The following is a 15,816-nucleotide window of genomic DNA, read 5'->3' on the forward strand; positions in this document are numbered from 1 at the left end:
GGTTAGGAGTGGAAGTGTGGTGACACATGGAGCGGACTAATACTAATCGCTCGAGGACTTATCCTAGAATAAGAGATTCATCAGAGTGCAGCGAATGGTTTGAGTTTTTGTGAGATTTGATATTGTATTCAATTTTGAGTTGACAAGGCTTGTCTGAGAGGACAGGACAGTTAATTCAATAGTTAAGTGACGATAGCCTAGGAGATACACCTGTACCCATGCCGAACACAGCAGTTAAGCCCTAGAACGCCGGAAGTAGTTGGGGGTTGCCCCCTGTGAGATATGGTAGTCGCTTAGCAGTTATCCGCCATAGCTCAGTTGGTAGTAGCGCATGACTGTTAATCATGATGTCGTAGGTTCGAGTCCTACTGGCGGAGTTTCAAAGAGGTTTTTACCTCTTTTTTTGTATTTTTCGGTATTATTTACAGTTGAAATCTATTGTTTTTCAGATAGTCTATGAATTAAATAACAGTATTTAGCAGTTGAATCAAAAAAAGCAGAAGTTAGTCTCAGACTAACTTCTGCTTTTTTCACTAGAGTTTGTTTGATAAAAATGGTTCCTAAGTCTGATTTTACTCCTGTGTTTGGGGTTCAAAGAAAGCTCGGTAAAGCGCGCGAATGGCAGCTTTTTCCTGGTTTTTTTCAACAACAAACATGATGGATACTTCGCTTGAGCCTTGGGACATCATTTGAATGTTGATGTTATTTTCTGAAAGAGCTTTGGTTGCAGTGGCAGTTACACCAATATGACTTTTCATTTTTTCGCCGACAATCATGATAATGGAAAGGTTGTGTTCGATTTCTGCATGATCAACCTCTGCTTTTTGGACAAGCTGGCGAAGGATTTCTTCCTCTTTGATTGGAGTTAGTTCGCGCTCACGTAAGATAATGGAAAGGTCGTCAATTCCTGTAGGCATGTGCTCCCAACCAATATTCAGGTCTTCTAGAATTTGAAGGACGCGTCTACCAAAGCCGATTTCTCTGTTCATCAGGTACTTGGACATGTTAATGCTGACAAAGCCAGCATCTCCAGCAATTCCAACGACCGGGAGGTGGTCCTTACTGTGTTTATGGACAATTTGAGTACCTGGATGTTCTGGATTGTTGGTATTTTTAATAACCAGCGGGATTTTGCCGCGGTATGCTGGAAGCAGAGCTTCATCATGGAGAACGGTAAAGCCAGCGTAGGCCAATTCACGCATTTCACGGTAGGTTAGCTCGGGAATGGAATGTGGTTTGTGAACGATGCCAGGATGGGCGGCAAAGATTCCATCAACATCAGTAAAGTTCTCATAAACATCTGCTTTGACTCCCGCAGCAATGATAGAGCCCGTAATATCAGAACCCCCGCGAGAGAAAGTGCAGATTTGTCCATCTTGTGTTACACCAAAGAAACCAGGAATAACTAGAACTTCATCAGAATTGTTGAGTTCTTCAATCTTATCATAGCTAGAAGGGAGAATTCTTGCATTGCCAGGTTCACTGGAAACGACGAGTCCTGCTTCTCTCGGATGTACGTAGCTAGCTGGAACGCCATTTTGACTGAAATATGCTGCAATTAATTTAGCGTTGTTGTTTTCTCCTGCTGCAAGGAAAGTATCATAAAGAAATGCATTATCTTCAATTGGCAAAGTTGCAAGGCTTGTGATGCTTTTGGAAATTTTCTCCAGAACTTTTGGTTTCAAACCTAGTTCTGCCACCATATCTGCATAGCGATTGATAATCCACTGTTGGTTTGGTGTGACATCATTTCCTGCTATATACTCTCGGTAATATTTAATCAGGGCATCGGTTACTTTGATATCGTCGTCGTGGCGTTTTCCTGGCGCTGATACTACAACAAATCGACGTTCAGGATCAGATTTGACAATGTTCAAAACTTTTTCTAATTGAGTCGCAGAAGCCAGTGAACTTCCACCAAATTTTACAACTTTCATTGGTTCTCCTATCTTATTTTAAAAATTATAACAAAATTCTGAAAATTATTCAAACGCATTTTTTATACTATTTTTATCCAAAATATTACTTTTACACTTCAAATTTGAAGACCATCTAATTTTTCCCATTTTTTATTTCCTTTCTTTTATATTTTATGATAAAATATAAGTTGTGTATAATTTGAATATCAAATTATTTAAGAATAAAATAAAACGGCTGATTTGAAATCGGGTCGGGAATGGAGCTGAAATGACATTTAATGGAATTCTCTATCATGTAGCAGATGAGGTAGCAACGATTACTTTCAATCGTCCTGAAGTTTCAAATGGCTTTAATATTCCTATGTGTGAGGAAATTTTAGAGGCTATTGAACTTGCTGCTAAGGATGAGTCCGTCAAATTTTTAGTTATCAATGCTAATGGTAAGGTTTTTTCAGTGGGTGGGGATTTGGCTGAGATGCAGAGAGCTGTCAGTGATGATGACGTCCAATCCTTGGTGAAAATCGCAGAACTGGTGAATGATATTTCCTTTGCTATGAAGCGTCTGCCTAAGCCGGTTATCATGAGTGTTGATGGCCCTGTTGCTGGTGCGGCTGCTAATATGGTCGTTGCAGCAGATTTCTGTATTGCCACTGAAAAATCCCGTTTCATTCAGGCCTTTGTTGGGGTTGGTCTGGCGCCAGATGCTGGTGGTCTTTTCTTACTGACTCGTGCTATCGGGGTAACTCGGGCGACCCATCTGGTTATGACTGGGGAAGCTCTGACTGCAGAGAAAGCTCTGGATTACGGCTTGCTTTATAAAGTCTGTGAAACAGAGAAATTGGAAAAAACAACGGAACAGTTGCTGAAGAAGCTGAAACGTGGCTCTCTAAATTCTTACAGAGCTATGAAAGAAATGGTCTGGAAGAGTCTGTTCAGTGGCTGGTCTGAGTATGCTGAGCTAGAGTTGGAACTACAGAAATCGCTGGCTTTTACAGAAGATTTTAAAGAAGGGGTTCGGGCTTACTCTGAGAAACGTCGTCCAAACTTTACTGGTAAATAATGTATCGGTTCAAGGTTGCTTATTTTGCAAGTTGTTTACAAAAATATTTGAAAATCAAATTAATTTTCAAAAAAGCTTGCAAATTACTTTTCTATCTGATAAAATTTGATTATCAAAGTATTTTCTTAAGGAGGGTTGGTTTTGAATTTTCAGTTAGTAAATGATTACTTAACGTCTATTTTCAATAATGTCTTGGTTATTGAAGAATCGAGCCTAAGAAGCAGTCGCTTCAACGACGTCTCCATTAAGGAAATGCATACGATAGATGTCATCGGCACAACCCCAAATGCTACTCCAAGTGATATATCACGAGAATTGATGGTTACCTTGGGGACTGTTACGACCAGTTTGAATAATCTGGAGCGTAAGGGGTATATTGAGCGGCGTCGGTCGGAAGTTGACCGTCGTGTGGTGCATCTAAATTTGACAAAGAATGGGCGGCTTTTGTATCGTCTCCACAAGCGATTCCACAACCGCATGGTCATGCAAGTAGTGGATGGGATGAGTCCAGAAGAGAGACAAGTAATGCAAAAGGGCCTGCAAAATTTATATAGTTTCCTAGAGGATTTGAAATAATGAACTATGCTAAGATTAGCCAGGTGGCTCATTATGCTCCCCGTCAGGTTGTCAGCAATGATGATCTAGCCGAGATTATGGATACCAGTGATGAGTGGATTTCAAGTCGAACTGGGATTAAAAACCGCCATTTATCGTCAGATGAAACGACCAGTGATTTAGCTACAAAAGTAGCAGAGAATTTGCTGCAAAAGTCAGGAATTTCTGCTCAGGACCTGGACTTTATCATTGTTGCCACTATTACGCCGGATTCTTTAATGCCTTCAGCTGCTGCGAGAGTACAGGCCAATATTGGGGCTAAGAATGCATTTGCCTTTGATCTGACGGCGGCCTGCAGTGGCTTTATCTTTGCCCTATCTACTGGGGAAAAATTTATTTCTTCAGGCCGTTATCAAAAAGGTCTAGTCATAGGAAGTGAGACGCTCTCTAAGACAGTAGATTGGTCAGATCGTTCAACGGCTGTTCTCTTTGGAGATGGTGCTGGCGGTGTCCTGTTGGAAAGTGCTTCAGAACAGCATTTTTTGGCAGAAAGTCAGTTTACGGACGGATCTCGCGGAGATAGTCTGACCTGCGGAAAAATCGGTTTGTCTTCACCTTTTTCTGAAAAAGGTAAGGATCAGCCTTATCTGACAATGGACGGTAGAGCAATTTTTGACTTTGCTATTCGTGATGTTGCTCGTTCTATCAAAGAAACCATTGAAAGCAGTCAGCTTTCAGCGGAAGATTTGGATTTACTGTTGCTGCATCAGGCCAATATCCGTATTTTAGATAAAATGGCTAAGAAGCTTGGTGTTGCGCGGGAGAAACTTCCAGCCAACATGATGGAATATGGTAATACTAGTGCAGCTAGCATCCCGATTTTATTATCTGAGTGTGTGGAGCAAGGACTGATCAAACTGAACGGAAATCAGACAATTTTGATGTCAGGTTTCGGTGGAGGTTTGACATGGGGCACGCTTATTGTTACAATTTAGTTAATCAAGTGGAAACACATGATAAAAAATATTTTATTTTTAAAGGAGTCTATCCATGGCAGTATTTGAAAAAGTACAAGAAATTATCGTTGAAGAACTTGGCAAAGAGCCATCAGAAGTTACTCTTGAGTCAACTTTCGATGATCTTGAAGCAGATTCATTGGACTTGTTCCAAGTGATTTCAGAAATTGAAGATGCATTTGACATCCAAATCGAAACTGAAGAAGGTTTGAACACAGTTGKTGATTTGGTTGCTTATGTAGAAGAAAAAACTAAATAAGCAAGTAACTGAGAGTATCGAAAGATATTCTCTCTTGTTTAGGTAATAGTTTGACTGTCAAAGTAAAGAAAATACATCTAGCGTGTGGTAGTTTGAGATCAAGCTATTACTTAAGCAATGATAAAAGGAAGGTATTATGCAAACACGTATTACAGAATTATTGAACATTGATTATCCTATTTTCCAAGGCGGAATGGCCTGGGTTGCTGACGGAGATTTGGCTGGCGCGGTTTCAAAAGCTGGCGGTCTTGGTATCATCGGTGGCGGAAATGCACCCAAGGAAGTGGTAAAGGCTAATATTGACAAGATTAAGTCTTTAACAGACCGTCCTTTCGGTGTTAATATCATGCTCCTGTCTCCTTTTGCGGACGACATTGTGGATCTCGTCATTGAAGAGGGAGTAAAAGTAGTAACAACTGGTGCGGGTAATCCAAGCAAGCACATGGCTCGTTTCCATGAAGCGGGGATTACAGTTATCCCTGTTGTGCCAAGTGTGGCTTTGGCTAAGCGAATGGAAAAAATCGGTGCGGATGCAGTCATCGCAGAAGGTATGGAAGCCGGTGGTCACATCGGAAAATTGACTACCATGTCCTTGGTTCGTCAGGTTGCAGAAGCAGTTAGCATCCCGGTTATTGCTGCCGGTGGTATTGCAGATGGTTCTGGGGCTGCGGCTGGATTTATGCTAGGAGCGGAGGCCGTTCAGGTCGGAACTCGCTTTGTCGTCGCTAAGGAATCCAATGCTCATCAGAACTACAAGGATATGATTTTGAAGGCTCGCGATATTGATACAACTATCTCTGCCCAGCATTTTGGTCATGCGGTTCGTGCTATCAAGAATAAGCTGACGCGTGATTTCGAAAAGGCGGAAAAAGAAGCCTTCAAGCAAGAAAATCCAGATTTGACTGTTTTTGAAAATCTTGGAGCTGGTGCTCTAGCCAATGCGGTTGTTCGCGGAGATGTGGAAAATGGTTCCGTCATGTCTGGTCAAATTGCTGGTTTAATCAGTAAGGAAGAAACAGTCGAAGAGATCCTCAAAGATATCTACTATGGTGCTGCTGAGAAGATTCAGCAGGAAGCGAAACGTTGGGCAGGAGTAACTAGAAATGACTAAAAGAGCCTTTCTCTTTGCCGGTCAGGGAGCGCAGTACCTTGGAATGGGGCGTGAGCTTTATGATCAGTATGAGCTTGTGCGGTCAACTTTTGATGAGGCTAGCCAAGTTCTAGGCTATGATGTCCGAGCTTTGATCGATCAGTATGAGGAAAAGCTCAATCAAACTCGCTACACGCAACCGGCTATTTTAACAACTTCAGTAGCTATTTATCGGCTCTTGGCTGATAAGGGAATCGAGCCTGATATGGTAGCAGGTCTCTCGCTTGGAGAATATTCTGCCTTGGTAGCTGCTGGCGCCCTTGATTTTAAGACTGCAGTGGTCTTGGTTGCTAAGCGCGGTAGCTTCATGGAAGAGGCAGCTCCAGCAGGTTCTGGAAAAATGGTCGCAGTTTTAAATGCTGAGGCTTCTCTCATTGAAGAGGTCTGTCAGGAAGCAAGCGCTATTGGTGTAGTCTCACCAGCCAACTATAATACGCCTAGTCAGATTGTTATTGGCGGAGAAGTGGCAGCAGTAGACAAGGCTGTGGGGCTTTTGAAAGATGCCGGTGTCAAGCGCTTAATCCCGCTCAATGTATCCGGACCTTTCCATACAGCGCTTTTAAAGCCAGCCAGCGAACGATTGGCAGAAGTCTTGGGAACAGTTGAGTTTTCAGATTTTGTACTGCCATTAGTCGGAAATACTGAAGCAACTGTGATGGAAAAAGAAAGAGTCAGAGAGCTTTTGACTCGTCAGGTAATGGAGCCAGTGCGCTTTTATGACAGCATTGCTAAGATGCAGGAAGCTGGTGTGACTGAATTTATCGAAATCGGTCCTGGCAAAGTTCTGTCTGGTTTTATTAAGAAAATTGATAGGTCTGCGGATGTACGCCAAGTTGAAGATGTAGAAAGTTTGAATGCTCTTCTAGAAAAATAATGAGGAATCATCATGGAATTACAAAACAAGAATGTGTTAATTACAGGGTCCGCTCGTGGAATTGGGCTGGCAATTGCGCATAAATTTGCCAGTGTCGGAGCCAATGTTATTTTAAACGGACTAAGCGGGATTTCTGATGATATTTTGGCTGGATTTGCCGGCTATTCTGGTAAAGTCGTAGCTGTTATTGGGGATGTGTCTAAATCTGCGGATGCTCAGCGGATAGTGGAAGAAGCTCTTGCGGCTCTGGGGTCTGTTGATGTATTGGTCAATAATGCTGGTATTACCCGTGATAAGCTCATGCTGAAAATGACGGAAGAAGATTTTGAGCAGGTGCTGAAAGTGAACTTGACTGGAACATTCAATATGACACAATCAGTCCTGAAACCGATGACAAAAGCTCGTCAGGGTGCTATTATCAACCTATCGAGTGTCGTTGGTTTGGCTGGAAATATCGGTCAGGCAAACTATGCAGCTTCCAAGGCCGGTCTGATTGGTTTTTCTAAGTCAGTAGCCCGTGAAGTGGCAGCGCGTAATATCCGTGTGAACTGCATTGCCCCTGGCTTTATCGCATCTGATATGACAGATGTACTTCCAGAAAAAGTAAAGGAAGCGTCTCTGGCACTCATTCCGATGAAGCGTTTTGGTACTCCGGAAGAAGTAGCAGATGTTGCTCTCTTCTTGGCGGGTCAAGAATATCTGACGGGTCAAGTCATCACGATTGATGGGGGCTTTACCATGCAGTAAGTCACAGTTTTTGAATATTAACGAGTAGAAAATCAGTTGATTCATCTAAATAAAGGAGCTCAATATGAAACTTAATCGAGTTGTTGTAACAGGATACGGTTTAACTTCACCTATCGGGAATACTCCAGAAGAATTCTGGAATAATTTAAAAGAAGGCAATATTGGAATCGGTCCAATTACTAAATTTGATCATAGTGAATACAGTGTTCACAATGCGGCGGAAATTCAGGATTTTCCTTTTGATAAATACTTTGTCAAAAAGGATACCAACCGTTATGATAATTACACACTCTATGCGATTTATGCTTCTCAAGAAGCGGTCAACAATGCTCACTTAGATGTAGATGCGTTGGATAAGGATCGCTTTGGTGTCATTGTGGCTTCAGGTATCGGTGGGATTCAGGAAATTGAAGAGCAGGTTGTTCGCTTGCATGAAAAAGGTCCTAAACGTATCAAACCTTTGACCTTGCCAAAAGCCCTGCCAAATATGGGGGCAGGAAATGTTGCGATGCGCTTTGGAGCCAATGGTATCTGTAAGTCTGTCAATACAGCTTGTGCCTCAGCTAACGATGCGATTGGTGAAGCTTTCCGCTCAATTAAATTTGGTTATCAAGATGTGATGCTGGTTGGTGGCTCAGAAGCTTCTATTACACCATTTGCGATTGCTGGTTTCCAGGCTCTGACTGCTCTTTCTACGACAGAAGATCCTAAGCGTGCTTCTATTCCTTTTGACAAGGACCGCAATGGCTTTGTCATGGGTGAAGGTTCTGGTATGCTGGTCCTGGAAAGTTTGGAACATGCTGAGAAACGCGGAGCTACTATCTTGGCTGAGGTGGTAGGATACGGTCATACTTGTGACGCTTACCATATGACTTCTCCGCATCCAGAAGGTTTGGGCGCTATCAAGGCGATCAAACAGGCGGTTGAAGAAGCTGAAATTGAACCAAAAGATGTAGCTTATGTCAATGCTCATGGTACATCAACTCCTGCTAACGAAAAAGGCGAAAGCGGAGCCATTGTTTCTGTCTTTGGTAAAGATGTAGCGGTGTCTTCTACTAAATCCTTTACAGGACATCTGCTCGGTGCAGCGGGCGCGGTTGAGGCTATTGCGACGATTGAAGCAATGCGTCATAGCTATGTGCCAAAAACAGCTGGTACAACAGAGCTGCCAGACTATATTGAAGCCAACGTTATTTACGGTCAAGGTAAGGAACAGGAAATCCCTTATGCGATTTCCAATACATTTGGCTTTGGCGGCCACAATGCAGTTCTTGCCTTTAAACGCTGGGAGGCTTAAAAACCTATGAATATCAACGAAATTAAAGATTTAATGGCGCAGTTTGACAAGTCTAGTCTGCGTGAGTTTTCTTACAAAAATCAGAGTGATGAGCTAACTTTTAGTAAGAATGAAGGTCAGGCTGCAGTTCCAACAGCCAGCGCTGCTCCAATTGCTGCACCTTTGCAGGCTGCGAGTGCACCTGTGATTGAACCAACTCCTCAAGCAGCTCCATCTGTTGAGCCTGAAACAGCTTCAGAAGCTCCGGCACCTGCTGCTGAAGGTGATGTTGTGGAAAGTCCTTTGGTTGGTGTGGCTTACTTAGCAGCTGGTCCAGACAAGCCGCCATTTGTATCAGTTGGAGACCAAGTTAAAAAAGGTCAAACCCTGATGATTATTGAAGCAATGAAGGTCATGAATGAAGTTCCAGCACCTAAAGATGGTCTGGTTACAGAAATTCTGGTTCAGAATGAAGAAATGGTTGAATTTGGGAAAGGGCTGGTACGCATCAAATGATTGATATCAATGCAATAAAAGAAGCACTTCCGCACCGCTACCCAATGCTTTTAGTGGATCGTGTTTTGGAAGTTAGCGAAGATGAGATTGTCGCTCTGAAAAATGTGACAGTCAATGAGCCTTTCTTTAACGGACATTTTCCTCAATATCCTGTTATGCCAGGTGTCTTGATCATGGAAGCTCTAGCTCAAACAGCCGGCGTGCTGGAATTATCCAAAGAAGAAAATAAGGGCAAACTGGTCTTCTATGCTGGTATGGACAAGGTTAAGTTCAAGAAGCAAGTTGTACCAGGTGATCAGTTGATTATGACAGCTAAGTTTGTTAAGCGCCGCGGAACGATTGCGGTTGTAGAGGCGAAAGCAGAAGTTGATGGAAAACTTGCAGCCAGCGGTACTTTGACCTTTGCGATTGGCCAGTAGATAAAAGGAGCTTTCACCATGTTTCGTAAAATTTTAATTGCTAACCGTGGGGAAATTGCGGTCAGAATTATTCGTGCAGCCCGCGAGTTGGGAATTGATACGGTAGCTGTTTATTCAACGGCTGACAAGGAAGCACTCCATACCCTATTGGCTGATGAGGCTGTCTGTATCGGTCCAGCCAAGTCCACAGATTCTTATCTGAATATGAACGCGGTCCTGTCTGCTGCTGTTCTGACAGGTGCAGAAGCCATTCATCCTGGGTTTGGTTTTTTGAGTGAAAACTCTAAATTTGCGACCATGTGCGAAGAAGTCGGCATTAAGTTCATTGGGCCTTCAGGTGCTGTTATGGACATGATGGGGGACAAGATTAATGCTCGGGCTCAGATGATTAAGGCGAAAGTGCCAGTTATCCCAGGTTCTGATGGAGAAGTTCATACCTCTGAAGAAGCCTTGGAAGTCGCCGAGAAAATTGGTTATCCAGTCATGCTTAAAGCTTCTGCTGGTGGCGGCGGCAAGGGCATTCGTAAGGTTGAAAAGGCTGAGGATTTAGTAGCGGCCTTTGAGTCTGCATCTAGCGAAGCCAAAGCGGCCTTTGGTAATGGTGCCATGTATATGGAGCGAGTCATCTATCCAGCGCGCCATATTGAAGTGCAGATCTTGGCAGATCAGCAGGGGCATGTGGTTCACTTGGGCGAGCGGGATTGCTCTTTGCAGCGTAATAATCAGAAAGTACTGGAAGAAAGTCCATCTGTGGCAATCGGGAAAACCTTGCGTCAGCAGATTGGTGAAGCAGCTGTTCGGGCTGCTCAGTCTGTCGGCTATGAAAATGCTGGTACAATTGAGTTTCTGCTTGATGAAGCCAAGGGTGAATTCTACTTTATGGAGATGAACACTCGGGTGCAGGTTGAGCATCCAGTCACCGAGTTTGTTACCGGTGTGGATATCGTAAAAGAGCAAATTAAGATCGCAAACGGTCAAGAGCTGTCCTTCAGCCAGGATGATGTTGAAATCCGAGGGCATGCGATTGAGTGTCGGATCAATGCTGAAAATCCAGCCTTTAACTTTGCGCCGAGTCCAGGTAAGATTTCAAATGTTTATCTGCCAAGCGGTGGAGTGGGGCTGCGCGTGGATTCAGCCGTCTATCCTGGCTACACCATCCCCCCTTACTACGATAGCATGATTGCGAAGATAATTGTTCATGGGGAAAATCGCTTTGATGCTTTGATGAAGATGCAGCGTGCACTCTATGAACTAGAAATTGACGGTGTTGTGACCAACAGCGGCTTCCAACTGGACTTAATCTCAGATCCTAATGTAATTGCTGGTGATTATGACACAGCCTTTCTCATGGAGAAGTTCCTTCCGGCTTATCAAGAGAAACAATAGATGAGACATGTAAGAGCTGCTCTGTAAACTAAAAAGACGGCGGCTCTTGCAGTTTGATGTGCCTGAGTATAAAATCTTGAAAAGGAGAAGACGTAAACGATGGCTTTGTTTTCAAAGAAGGATAAATATATCCGTATCAATCCTAATCGAGCGAGTCGGGAAAAGCCTCAAGCAAAGCCTGAGGTACCAGACGAACTCTTTTCGAAATGCCCAGGTTGTAAGCATACCATTTACCAAAAAGATCTTGGAAATGACAGTGTGTGTCCTAACTGTGGCTATAATTTCCGTATTTCTGCTCATGAGCGCTTAAATCTAACTGTGGATGAGAATAGTTTTGAGGAGATGTTCACTGGAATTGAAACCAAGGATCCTCTGAACTTCCCTAACTACCAGGAGAAATTGGCTCTTACCCGTGAGAAGACAGGCTTAGATGAGGCGGTTCTGACTGGGACGGCTAGTATCAAGGGGCATAAAACTGCTCTTGGAATCATGGATTCAAACTTTATCATGGCATCTATGGGGACAGTTGTGGGTGAAAAGATTACCCGCCTCTTTGAGTATGCGACAGAGCATAAATTGCCAGTCGTTCTGTTTACGGCTTCTGGTGGTGCCCGCATGCAGGAGGGCATTATGAGCTTGATGCAGATGGCTAAGGTCTCTGCGGCGGTACAGCGGCATTCTGAAGCAGGTCTCTTCTATCTGACAGTCTTGACAGATCCGACAACTGGTGGTGTCACAGCCTCTTTTGCTATGGAGGGTGATATTATTCTGGCTGAAACTCAGGCTCTTGTTGGGTTTGCAGGGCGTCGGGTTATTGAGTCCACGGTTCGTGAGAAGCTGCCAGATGATTTTCAAAAGGCTGAATTTCTCATGGAGCATGGGTTTGTAGATGCCATCGTCAAGCGTGGTAACATGAGAGATACACTTGCTACCTTATTAGCATTCCATGGAGGTCAAGCATGACAAAAATCACTCGGATTATTAAAGAAGCGCGTGATCAGGCTCGTTTGACTGCGCTGGATTTTGCACAAGGAATTTTTGATAACTTCGTTGAGCTGCATGGAGATCGCTCTTTTCGAGATGACGGTGCGGTGATTGGCGGTATCGGGACGCTAAACGGTCAGCCTGTAACTGTGGTCGGTATTCAAAAGGGCCGTAATTTGCAGGACAATCTGCGCCGAAACTTTGGACAGCCGCATCCAGAAGGATACCGCAAGGCCCTGCGCCTCATGAAGCAGGCGGAAAAATTTGGCCGTCCTGTGGTAACTTTTATCAATACGGCTGGTGCCTACCCTGGTGTCGGTGCTGAGGAGCGCGGTCAAGGGGAAGCCATTGCCCGTAACTTGATGGAAATGAGCAATCTCAAAGTACCGATTATTGCCATCATCATTGGTGAAGGTGGCTCTGGTGGTGCCTTGGCTTTGGCTGTAGCAGATAAGGTCTGGATGCTGGAAAATTCTATGTATGCAGTTCTCAGTCCGGAAGGTTTTGCTTCTATCCTCTGGAAAGACGGCAGCCGCGCTATGGAAGCGGCAGAACTGATGAAAATTACTTCACACGAGCTCTTGCAGATGGAAGTGGTGGATAAGGTTATTCCTGAAAGAGGCTTTAACAACCATGAATTACTGGCTGCAGTGAAAGAAGAAATTGCTGCTGAGTTGGATAGTCTGTCTAAGCTTCCCTTGGAGCAATTACTGGAAAATCGCTACCAGAGATTCAGGAAATATTAAAAAAATCGAAGCCAAAAGGCTTCTTTTTCTCGTTTCGGATTCTTGTTTGGAATTAATGTGGAACCACCTTACGAGGGGAATATATTTTAGTTTGAAAAATTGCATTATATTCTCTTTATAGGACCTATATAAAATATATATTATACAAGCCATTGGTCCTATGTTAAGATAGTTTCTAATTAAAAGAAATGAGGTTTCATATGTCAGAATTTACTATCCACACAATTGAGTCCGCACCAGCCGAGGTAAAAGAAGTCCTGGAAACTGTTCAAAAAGATAACGGTGGCTACATTCCTAATCTTATCGGACTTTTGGCCAATGCGCCAACGGCTTTGGAAACTTATCGGACGGTTGGAGCTATCAATCGCCGTAACAGCCTGACACCGACTGAGCGTGAAGTAGTGCAGATTACGGCTGCAGTTACTAACGGCTGTGCTTTCTGTGTGGCGGGTCATACAGCCTTTTCAATCAAGCAGATTCAAATGAATGATGATCTTTTGGAGGCTCTGCGCAATCGTACTCCGATTGATACAGATCCGAAGCTAGATACACTTGCTAAATTTACCATTGCTGTCATCAATACTAAGGGACGAGTCGGAGATGAGGCTTTGTCAGACTTCCTAGAAGCAGGCTATACGCATGAGAATGCACTGGATGTAGTTCTGGGTGTTAGCCTTGCGACCCTTTGCAATTATGCCAATAATCTAGCCAACACGCCAATTAATCCGGAATTGCAGCCTTATGCCTAGTCTTTGAGGAGGTGGCAAATGACATTTTTTTCAGAAGAGTTTATCAACTGGTTGGATGATCACGCTGACCAAATTGACAAAGAATCCTGTGCAGCTGGCAATCAACTGATTGAGCGTATTGCTGCTGAAGGAGCCTTTCGGGTTGGCGTTCCAGAAGAGCTGGGAGGCCGAGGTGGCAATGATACGGATGTGATTGAAGTGCTCAAGGAGCTGGCTCACCATTCTTTGACCTCTTCCTTTATCTCTTGGGGGCAAAGGACCTTTATTGATAACATTTTAAAATCTCCTAATCCCTACTTTAGAGACCACTATTTGGAAGGGCTCTTGTCAGGAGAATATGCAGGTGCGACAGCCCTGTCTAATGCTGTTAAATTCTTGTCGGATCTAGAGGAGTTAAATGTCTCTATCGTGGAAGCAGGCGGGAAGCTTTATCTGAAGGGGCGTCTGCCTTGGGTAACCAATGCTCGCGCGGATCGTTTCCTCAGCATATTTGTTGCCGGTTTCGAAGACGGGAGCCGTCAGCCGCTGGTTCTGGCTGTACCATCTGACGCAGAGAATTTCTCCCGTTCAGCGGATTTAGAGTTTGTATCCTTGCAAGGGGGAAATACAGCTGCCCTGACATTTAACCATGTGCCTTTGCAAGAGGAATGGATTCTTGCTCAAGATGCCCAGGCCTTTTTGGCAGAAAATCGCCCAGCTTTTCTCGGTTACCAGTTTGGTTTGGCTCTTGGCCTAGCAGAGAAGTCTCTGGAGGAGGTTGAAGCCAATCTGTCAGTCCGCTCTATTTTGAGAGAGGAGTGGGAGGAGCAAGTGGCTGCTCTGACTGCGATCCAGGAACAGCTCTATAGAGGTCTTCTCCAGCCTGGTTATTTTGTTGAACGTCCTAAGGAGCTCTTCCAGCTGCGAATTGATATAGTTGATGTGGTAGCTCAAAGTCTGCTCTTGGAGCTGCAGGCTAGTGGAGGCAGAGGATATTTGAGTAATTCGACTTCTGGCTTTATCCGTCGTTGGAACGAAGGAGCATTTCTTCCCATTGTCTCACCGAGTGCAGTCCAGCTGCGGCATATTTTAGAAGTTTCATAGAAATGATGGCAAATAAATGTTTGACTGTCATTGAAAAGGAACTTCAAAACATTACTATAAAGGAGTTGCTTCGTGAACAGCAAACGACCGCCCATTCTTTTATCTGGGTTGATTCTTGGCCTATTTGGCCTAGGTAATCTGTTACTGAACTACCATTCTATCTTTTTCCACTTCTTGAATGGTCTAGCTTTGATACTTTGGCTTTATCTGACACTGGCTTTAGTGCTGTCATTTTCGGACTATCGGCAAGATTTGCAAAAGGCCCCTTTCTTATCGAGCTTTGCGACTTATCCTATGGCTAGTATGCTCTTAGCTGCTTACCTAAGCAAGCTTGGCTTATTTTTGGTGAGCCAGTTTCTTTGGTATATAGCCTTGCTGCTGCATATTTTTCTAATAGCTATCTTTACTTGGAAGTATGTCCTTAAGGCCGAGGGATTATCTTTGACCCCGAGCTGGACGGTCCTATATGTTGGATTGGCCATGGCAAGCTTGACTCAGGGTGTAGTTCATCAGCCGTTTTTGGGCTATGTAGCTTGGTTTTTTGCTCTGCTACTGAGTTTGATTCTCTATCCCTTATTTTACAGGTCTAGGTGGTCACAAAGGCTGCCTGATGTTTTAAAGCCGCAGTGGGCCATTTACTGTGCACCTTTTTCGCTCCTACTGGGAAGTTATATACGTCTGGCTGGTTCTGATGCTGAAGGTTGGTTTGTTGCCTTGCTGCTCCTCTTATCGCAGGCCTTTTATCTCTTGGTCCTATGCCTCTTACCTCGTATTTTCCGACTGGGACCTCAGCTTAGCTGGTCAGCCTTGACCTTTCCTCTTGTCAATACAGCTTTTGCCCTGAAACTGGGACTTGATTATCTAGGTTGGGCTTGGCTTGTTTGGCTAAGTCATGCAGAAGCTCTGCTAGCCGTCGTAATTGTCCTCTATGTTTGTTTTTACTATACAGTCTCATTGCGAGCCAGAAAGATAACAAAAAATCCGAGATGATACTCTTTGAAAATCTGTTTTTGATTTTCTCTGAGTTGAACTCGGATTTTTTTAATTTTAGCAAAATAAGTCTGAACTTAGACCTAA

17 protein-coding genes, 1 tRNA gene and 1 rRNA gene are annotated in these 15,816 nt (G+C 43.8%); 18 read left to right on the forward strand and 1 reads right to left on the reverse strand.

The window, feature by feature from the left end:
- The first annotated feature begins 182 nt into the window (after window positions 1-182).
- A 5S ribosomal RNA gene (gene rrf / locus K4H96_RS09285) occupies window positions 183-298 on the forward strand.
- A 5-nt stretch (window positions 299-303) separates the two neighbouring features.
- Window positions 304-377, forward strand: a tRNA-Asn gene (locus tag K4H96_RS09290).
- Window positions 378-572: 195 nt separating this feature from the next.
- Here K4H96_RS09290 and K4H96_RS09295 read toward each other — a convergent pair.
- Window positions 573-1,937 carry an aspartate kinase gene (locus K4H96_RS09295; protein ID WP_223338005.1) on the reverse strand — a complete coding sequence of 455 codons (1,365 nt, stop codon included), beginning with the start codon at window positions 1,935-1,937 and terminating at the stop codon, window positions 573-575.
- Between the two features lie 250 nt (window positions 1,938-2,187).
- On the opposite strand from K4H96_RS09295, the gene K4H96_RS09300 reads away from it, so the two are divergent.
- The 16 genes from K4H96_RS09300 to K4H96_RS09375 all read left to right on the forward strand — a co-directional run bounded on the left by K4H96_RS09300 (window position 2,188) and on the right by K4H96_RS09375 (window position 15,729).
- Window positions 2,188-2,979, forward strand: a complete 792-nt coding sequence (locus tag K4H96_RS09300) for an enoyl-CoA hydratase (protein ID WP_002893616.1) — start codon at window positions 2,188-2,190, stop codon at window positions 2,977-2,979.
- Between the two features lie 141 nt (window positions 2,980-3,120).
- Window positions 3,121-3,555 (forward strand): fatty acid biosynthesis transcriptional regulator FabT, encoded by a 435-nt coding sequence (fabT, locus tag K4H96_RS09305; protein WP_002901186.1) that lies wholly within the window; start codon window positions 3,121-3,123, stop codon window positions 3,553-3,555.
- The gene (locus K4H96_RS09310) at window positions 3,555-4,529 is read left to right on the forward strand and encodes a beta-ketoacyl-ACP synthase III (protein WP_223338006.1); all 975 of its coding nucleotides are present in this window, start codon (window positions 3,555-3,557) and stop codon (window positions 4,527-4,529) included. The genes fabT and K4H96_RS09310 overlap by 1 nt, the downstream gene beginning before the upstream one ends.
- A gap of 55 nt (window positions 4,530-4,584) precedes the next feature.
- On the forward strand, window positions 4,585-4,809 hold the full coding sequence (locus K4H96_RS09315) for an acyl carrier protein (RefSeq protein WP_227956485.1): 225 nt from the start codon (window positions 4,585-4,587) through the stop codon (window positions 4,807-4,809).
- 136 nt (window positions 4,810-4,945) lie between these two features.
- Window positions 4,946-5,920 (forward strand): enoyl-[acyl-carrier-protein] reductase FabK, encoded by a 975-nt coding sequence (fabK, locus tag K4H96_RS09320; RefSeq protein WP_002896881.1) that lies wholly within the window; start codon window positions 4,946-4,948, stop codon window positions 5,918-5,920.
- Window positions 5,913-6,833 (forward strand): ACP S-malonyltransferase, encoded by a 921-nt coding sequence (gene fabD / locus K4H96_RS09325; RefSeq protein ID WP_223338007.1) that lies wholly within the window; start codon window positions 5,913-5,915, stop codon window positions 6,831-6,833. Before fabK ends, fabD begins: the two co-directional genes overlap by 8 nt.
- Window positions 6,834-6,845: 12 nt before the next feature.
- Complete coding sequence (gene fabG, locus K4H96_RS09330) at window positions 6,846-7,580, forward strand: 3-oxoacyl-[acyl-carrier-protein] reductase (protein ID WP_223338008.1); 735 nt, start codon at window positions 6,846-6,848, stop codon at window positions 7,578-7,580.
- 64 nt (window positions 7,581-7,644) lie between these two features.
- Window positions 7,645-8,877: a beta-ketoacyl-ACP synthase II gene (gene fabF, locus K4H96_RS09335; protein ID WP_002893606.1), complete on the forward strand. Its 1,233-nt coding sequence runs from the start codon at window positions 7,645-7,647 to the stop codon at window positions 8,875-8,877.
- 6 nt (window positions 8,878-8,883) lie between these two features.
- Window positions 8,884-9,372: an acetyl-CoA carboxylase biotin carboxyl carrier protein gene (gene accB, locus K4H96_RS09340; protein ID WP_061589281.1), complete on the forward strand. Its 489-nt coding sequence runs from the start codon at window positions 8,884-8,886 to the stop codon at window positions 9,370-9,372.
- A complete protein-coding gene (gene fabZ, locus K4H96_RS09345) occupies window positions 9,369-9,791 on the forward strand; it encodes a 3-hydroxyacyl-ACP dehydratase FabZ (RefSeq protein WP_002896886.1) in 423 nt (140 codons plus the stop codon). The genes accB and fabZ overlap by 4 nt, the downstream gene beginning before the upstream one ends.
- 18 nt (window positions 9,792-9,809) lie before the next feature.
- The gene (locus tag K4H96_RS09350; protein WP_002893598.1) at window positions 9,810-11,177 is read left to right on the forward strand and encodes an acetyl-CoA carboxylase biotin carboxylase subunit; all 1,368 of its coding nucleotides are present in this window, start codon (window positions 9,810-9,812) and stop codon (window positions 11,175-11,177) included.
- A 99-nt stretch (window positions 11,178-11,276) separates the two neighbouring features.
- A complete protein-coding gene (accD, locus tag K4H96_RS09355; RefSeq protein WP_223338009.1) occupies window positions 11,277-12,140 on the forward strand; it encodes an acetyl-CoA carboxylase, carboxyltransferase subunit beta in 864 nt (287 codons plus the stop codon).
- On the forward strand, window positions 12,137-12,907 hold the full coding sequence (locus tag K4H96_RS09360; protein ID WP_223338010.1) for an acetyl-CoA carboxylase carboxyl transferase subunit alpha: 771 nt from the start codon (window positions 12,137-12,139) through the stop codon (window positions 12,905-12,907). Before accD ends, K4H96_RS09360 begins: the two co-directional genes overlap by 4 nt.
- Window positions 12,908-13,107: 200 nt before the next feature.
- A complete protein-coding gene (locus K4H96_RS09365) occupies window positions 13,108-13,656 on the forward strand; it encodes a carboxymuconolactone decarboxylase family protein (RefSeq protein WP_032911848.1) in 549 nt (182 codons plus the stop codon).
- Window positions 13,657-13,674: 18 nt separating this feature from the next.
- The gene (locus K4H96_RS09370; protein WP_223338011.1) at window positions 13,675-14,739 is read left to right on the forward strand and encodes an acyl-CoA dehydrogenase family protein; all 1,065 of its coding nucleotides are present in this window, start codon (window positions 13,675-13,677) and stop codon (window positions 14,737-14,739) included.
- 72 nt (window positions 14,740-14,811) lie between these two features.
- Window positions 14,812-15,729 carry a TDT family transporter gene (locus tag K4H96_RS09375; protein WP_223338012.1) on the forward strand — a complete coding sequence of 306 codons (918 nt, stop codon included), beginning with the start codon at window positions 14,812-14,814 and terminating at the stop codon, window positions 15,727-15,729.
- Window positions 15,730-15,816: the final 87 nt, after the last annotated feature.

This window comes from Streptococcus sanguinis, from assembly GCF_020729765.1.
Lineage (GTDB): Bacteria > Bacillota > Bacilli > Lactobacillales > Streptococcaceae > Streptococcus > Streptococcus sanguinis_Q.

Bases quoted from the DNA above. Each gene is read 5' to 3' on its own strand.
- K4H96_RS09295 (WP_223338005.1), bottom strand. From the start codon at position 1,937: ATGAAAGTTGTAAAATTTGGTGGAAGTTCACTGGCTTCTGCGACTCAA.
- K4H96_RS09300 (WP_002893616.1), top strand. From the start codon at position 2,188: ATGACATTTAATGGAATTCTCTATCATGTAGCAGATGAGGTAGCAACG.
- K4H96_RS09310 (WP_223338006.1), top strand. From the start codon at position 3,555: ATGAACTATGCTAAGATTAGCCAGGTGGCTCATTATGCTCCCCGTCAG.
- fabK (WP_002896881.1), top strand. From the start codon at position 4,946: ATGCAAACACGTATTACAGAATTATTGAACATTGATTATCCTATTTTC.
- fabD (WP_223338007.1), top strand. From the start codon at position 5,913: ATGACTAAAAGAGCCTTTCTCTTTGCCGGTCAGGGAGCGCAGTACCTT.
- fabG (WP_223338008.1), top strand. From the start codon at position 6,846: ATGGAATTACAAAACAAGAATGTGTTAATTACAGGGTCCGCTCGTGGA.
- fabF (WP_002893606.1), top strand. From the start codon at position 7,645: ATGAAACTTAATCGAGTTGTTGTAACAGGATACGGTTTAACTTCACCT.
- accB (WP_061589281.1), top strand. From the start codon at position 8,884: ATGAATATCAACGAAATTAAAGATTTAATGGCGCAGTTTGACAAGTCT.
- fabZ (WP_002896886.1), top strand. From the start codon at position 9,369: ATGATTGATATCAATGCAATAAAAGAAGCACTTCCGCACCGCTACCCA.
- K4H96_RS09350 (WP_002893598.1), top strand. From the start codon at position 9,810: ATGTTTCGTAAAATTTTAATTGCTAACCGTGGGGAAATTGCGGTCAGA.
- accD (WP_223338009.1), top strand. From the start codon at position 11,277: ATGGCTTTGTTTTCAAAGAAGGATAAATATATCCGTATCAATCCTAAT.
- K4H96_RS09360 (WP_223338010.1), top strand. From the start codon at position 12,137: ATGACAAAAATCACTCGGATTATTAAAGAAGCGCGTGATCAGGCTCGT.
- K4H96_RS09365 (WP_032911848.1), top strand. From the start codon at position 13,108: ATGTCAGAATTTACTATCCACACAATTGAGTCCGCACCAGCCGAGGTA.
- K4H96_RS09370 (WP_223338011.1), top strand. From the start codon at position 13,675: ATGACATTTTTTTCAGAAGAGTTTATCAACTGGTTGGATGATCACGCT.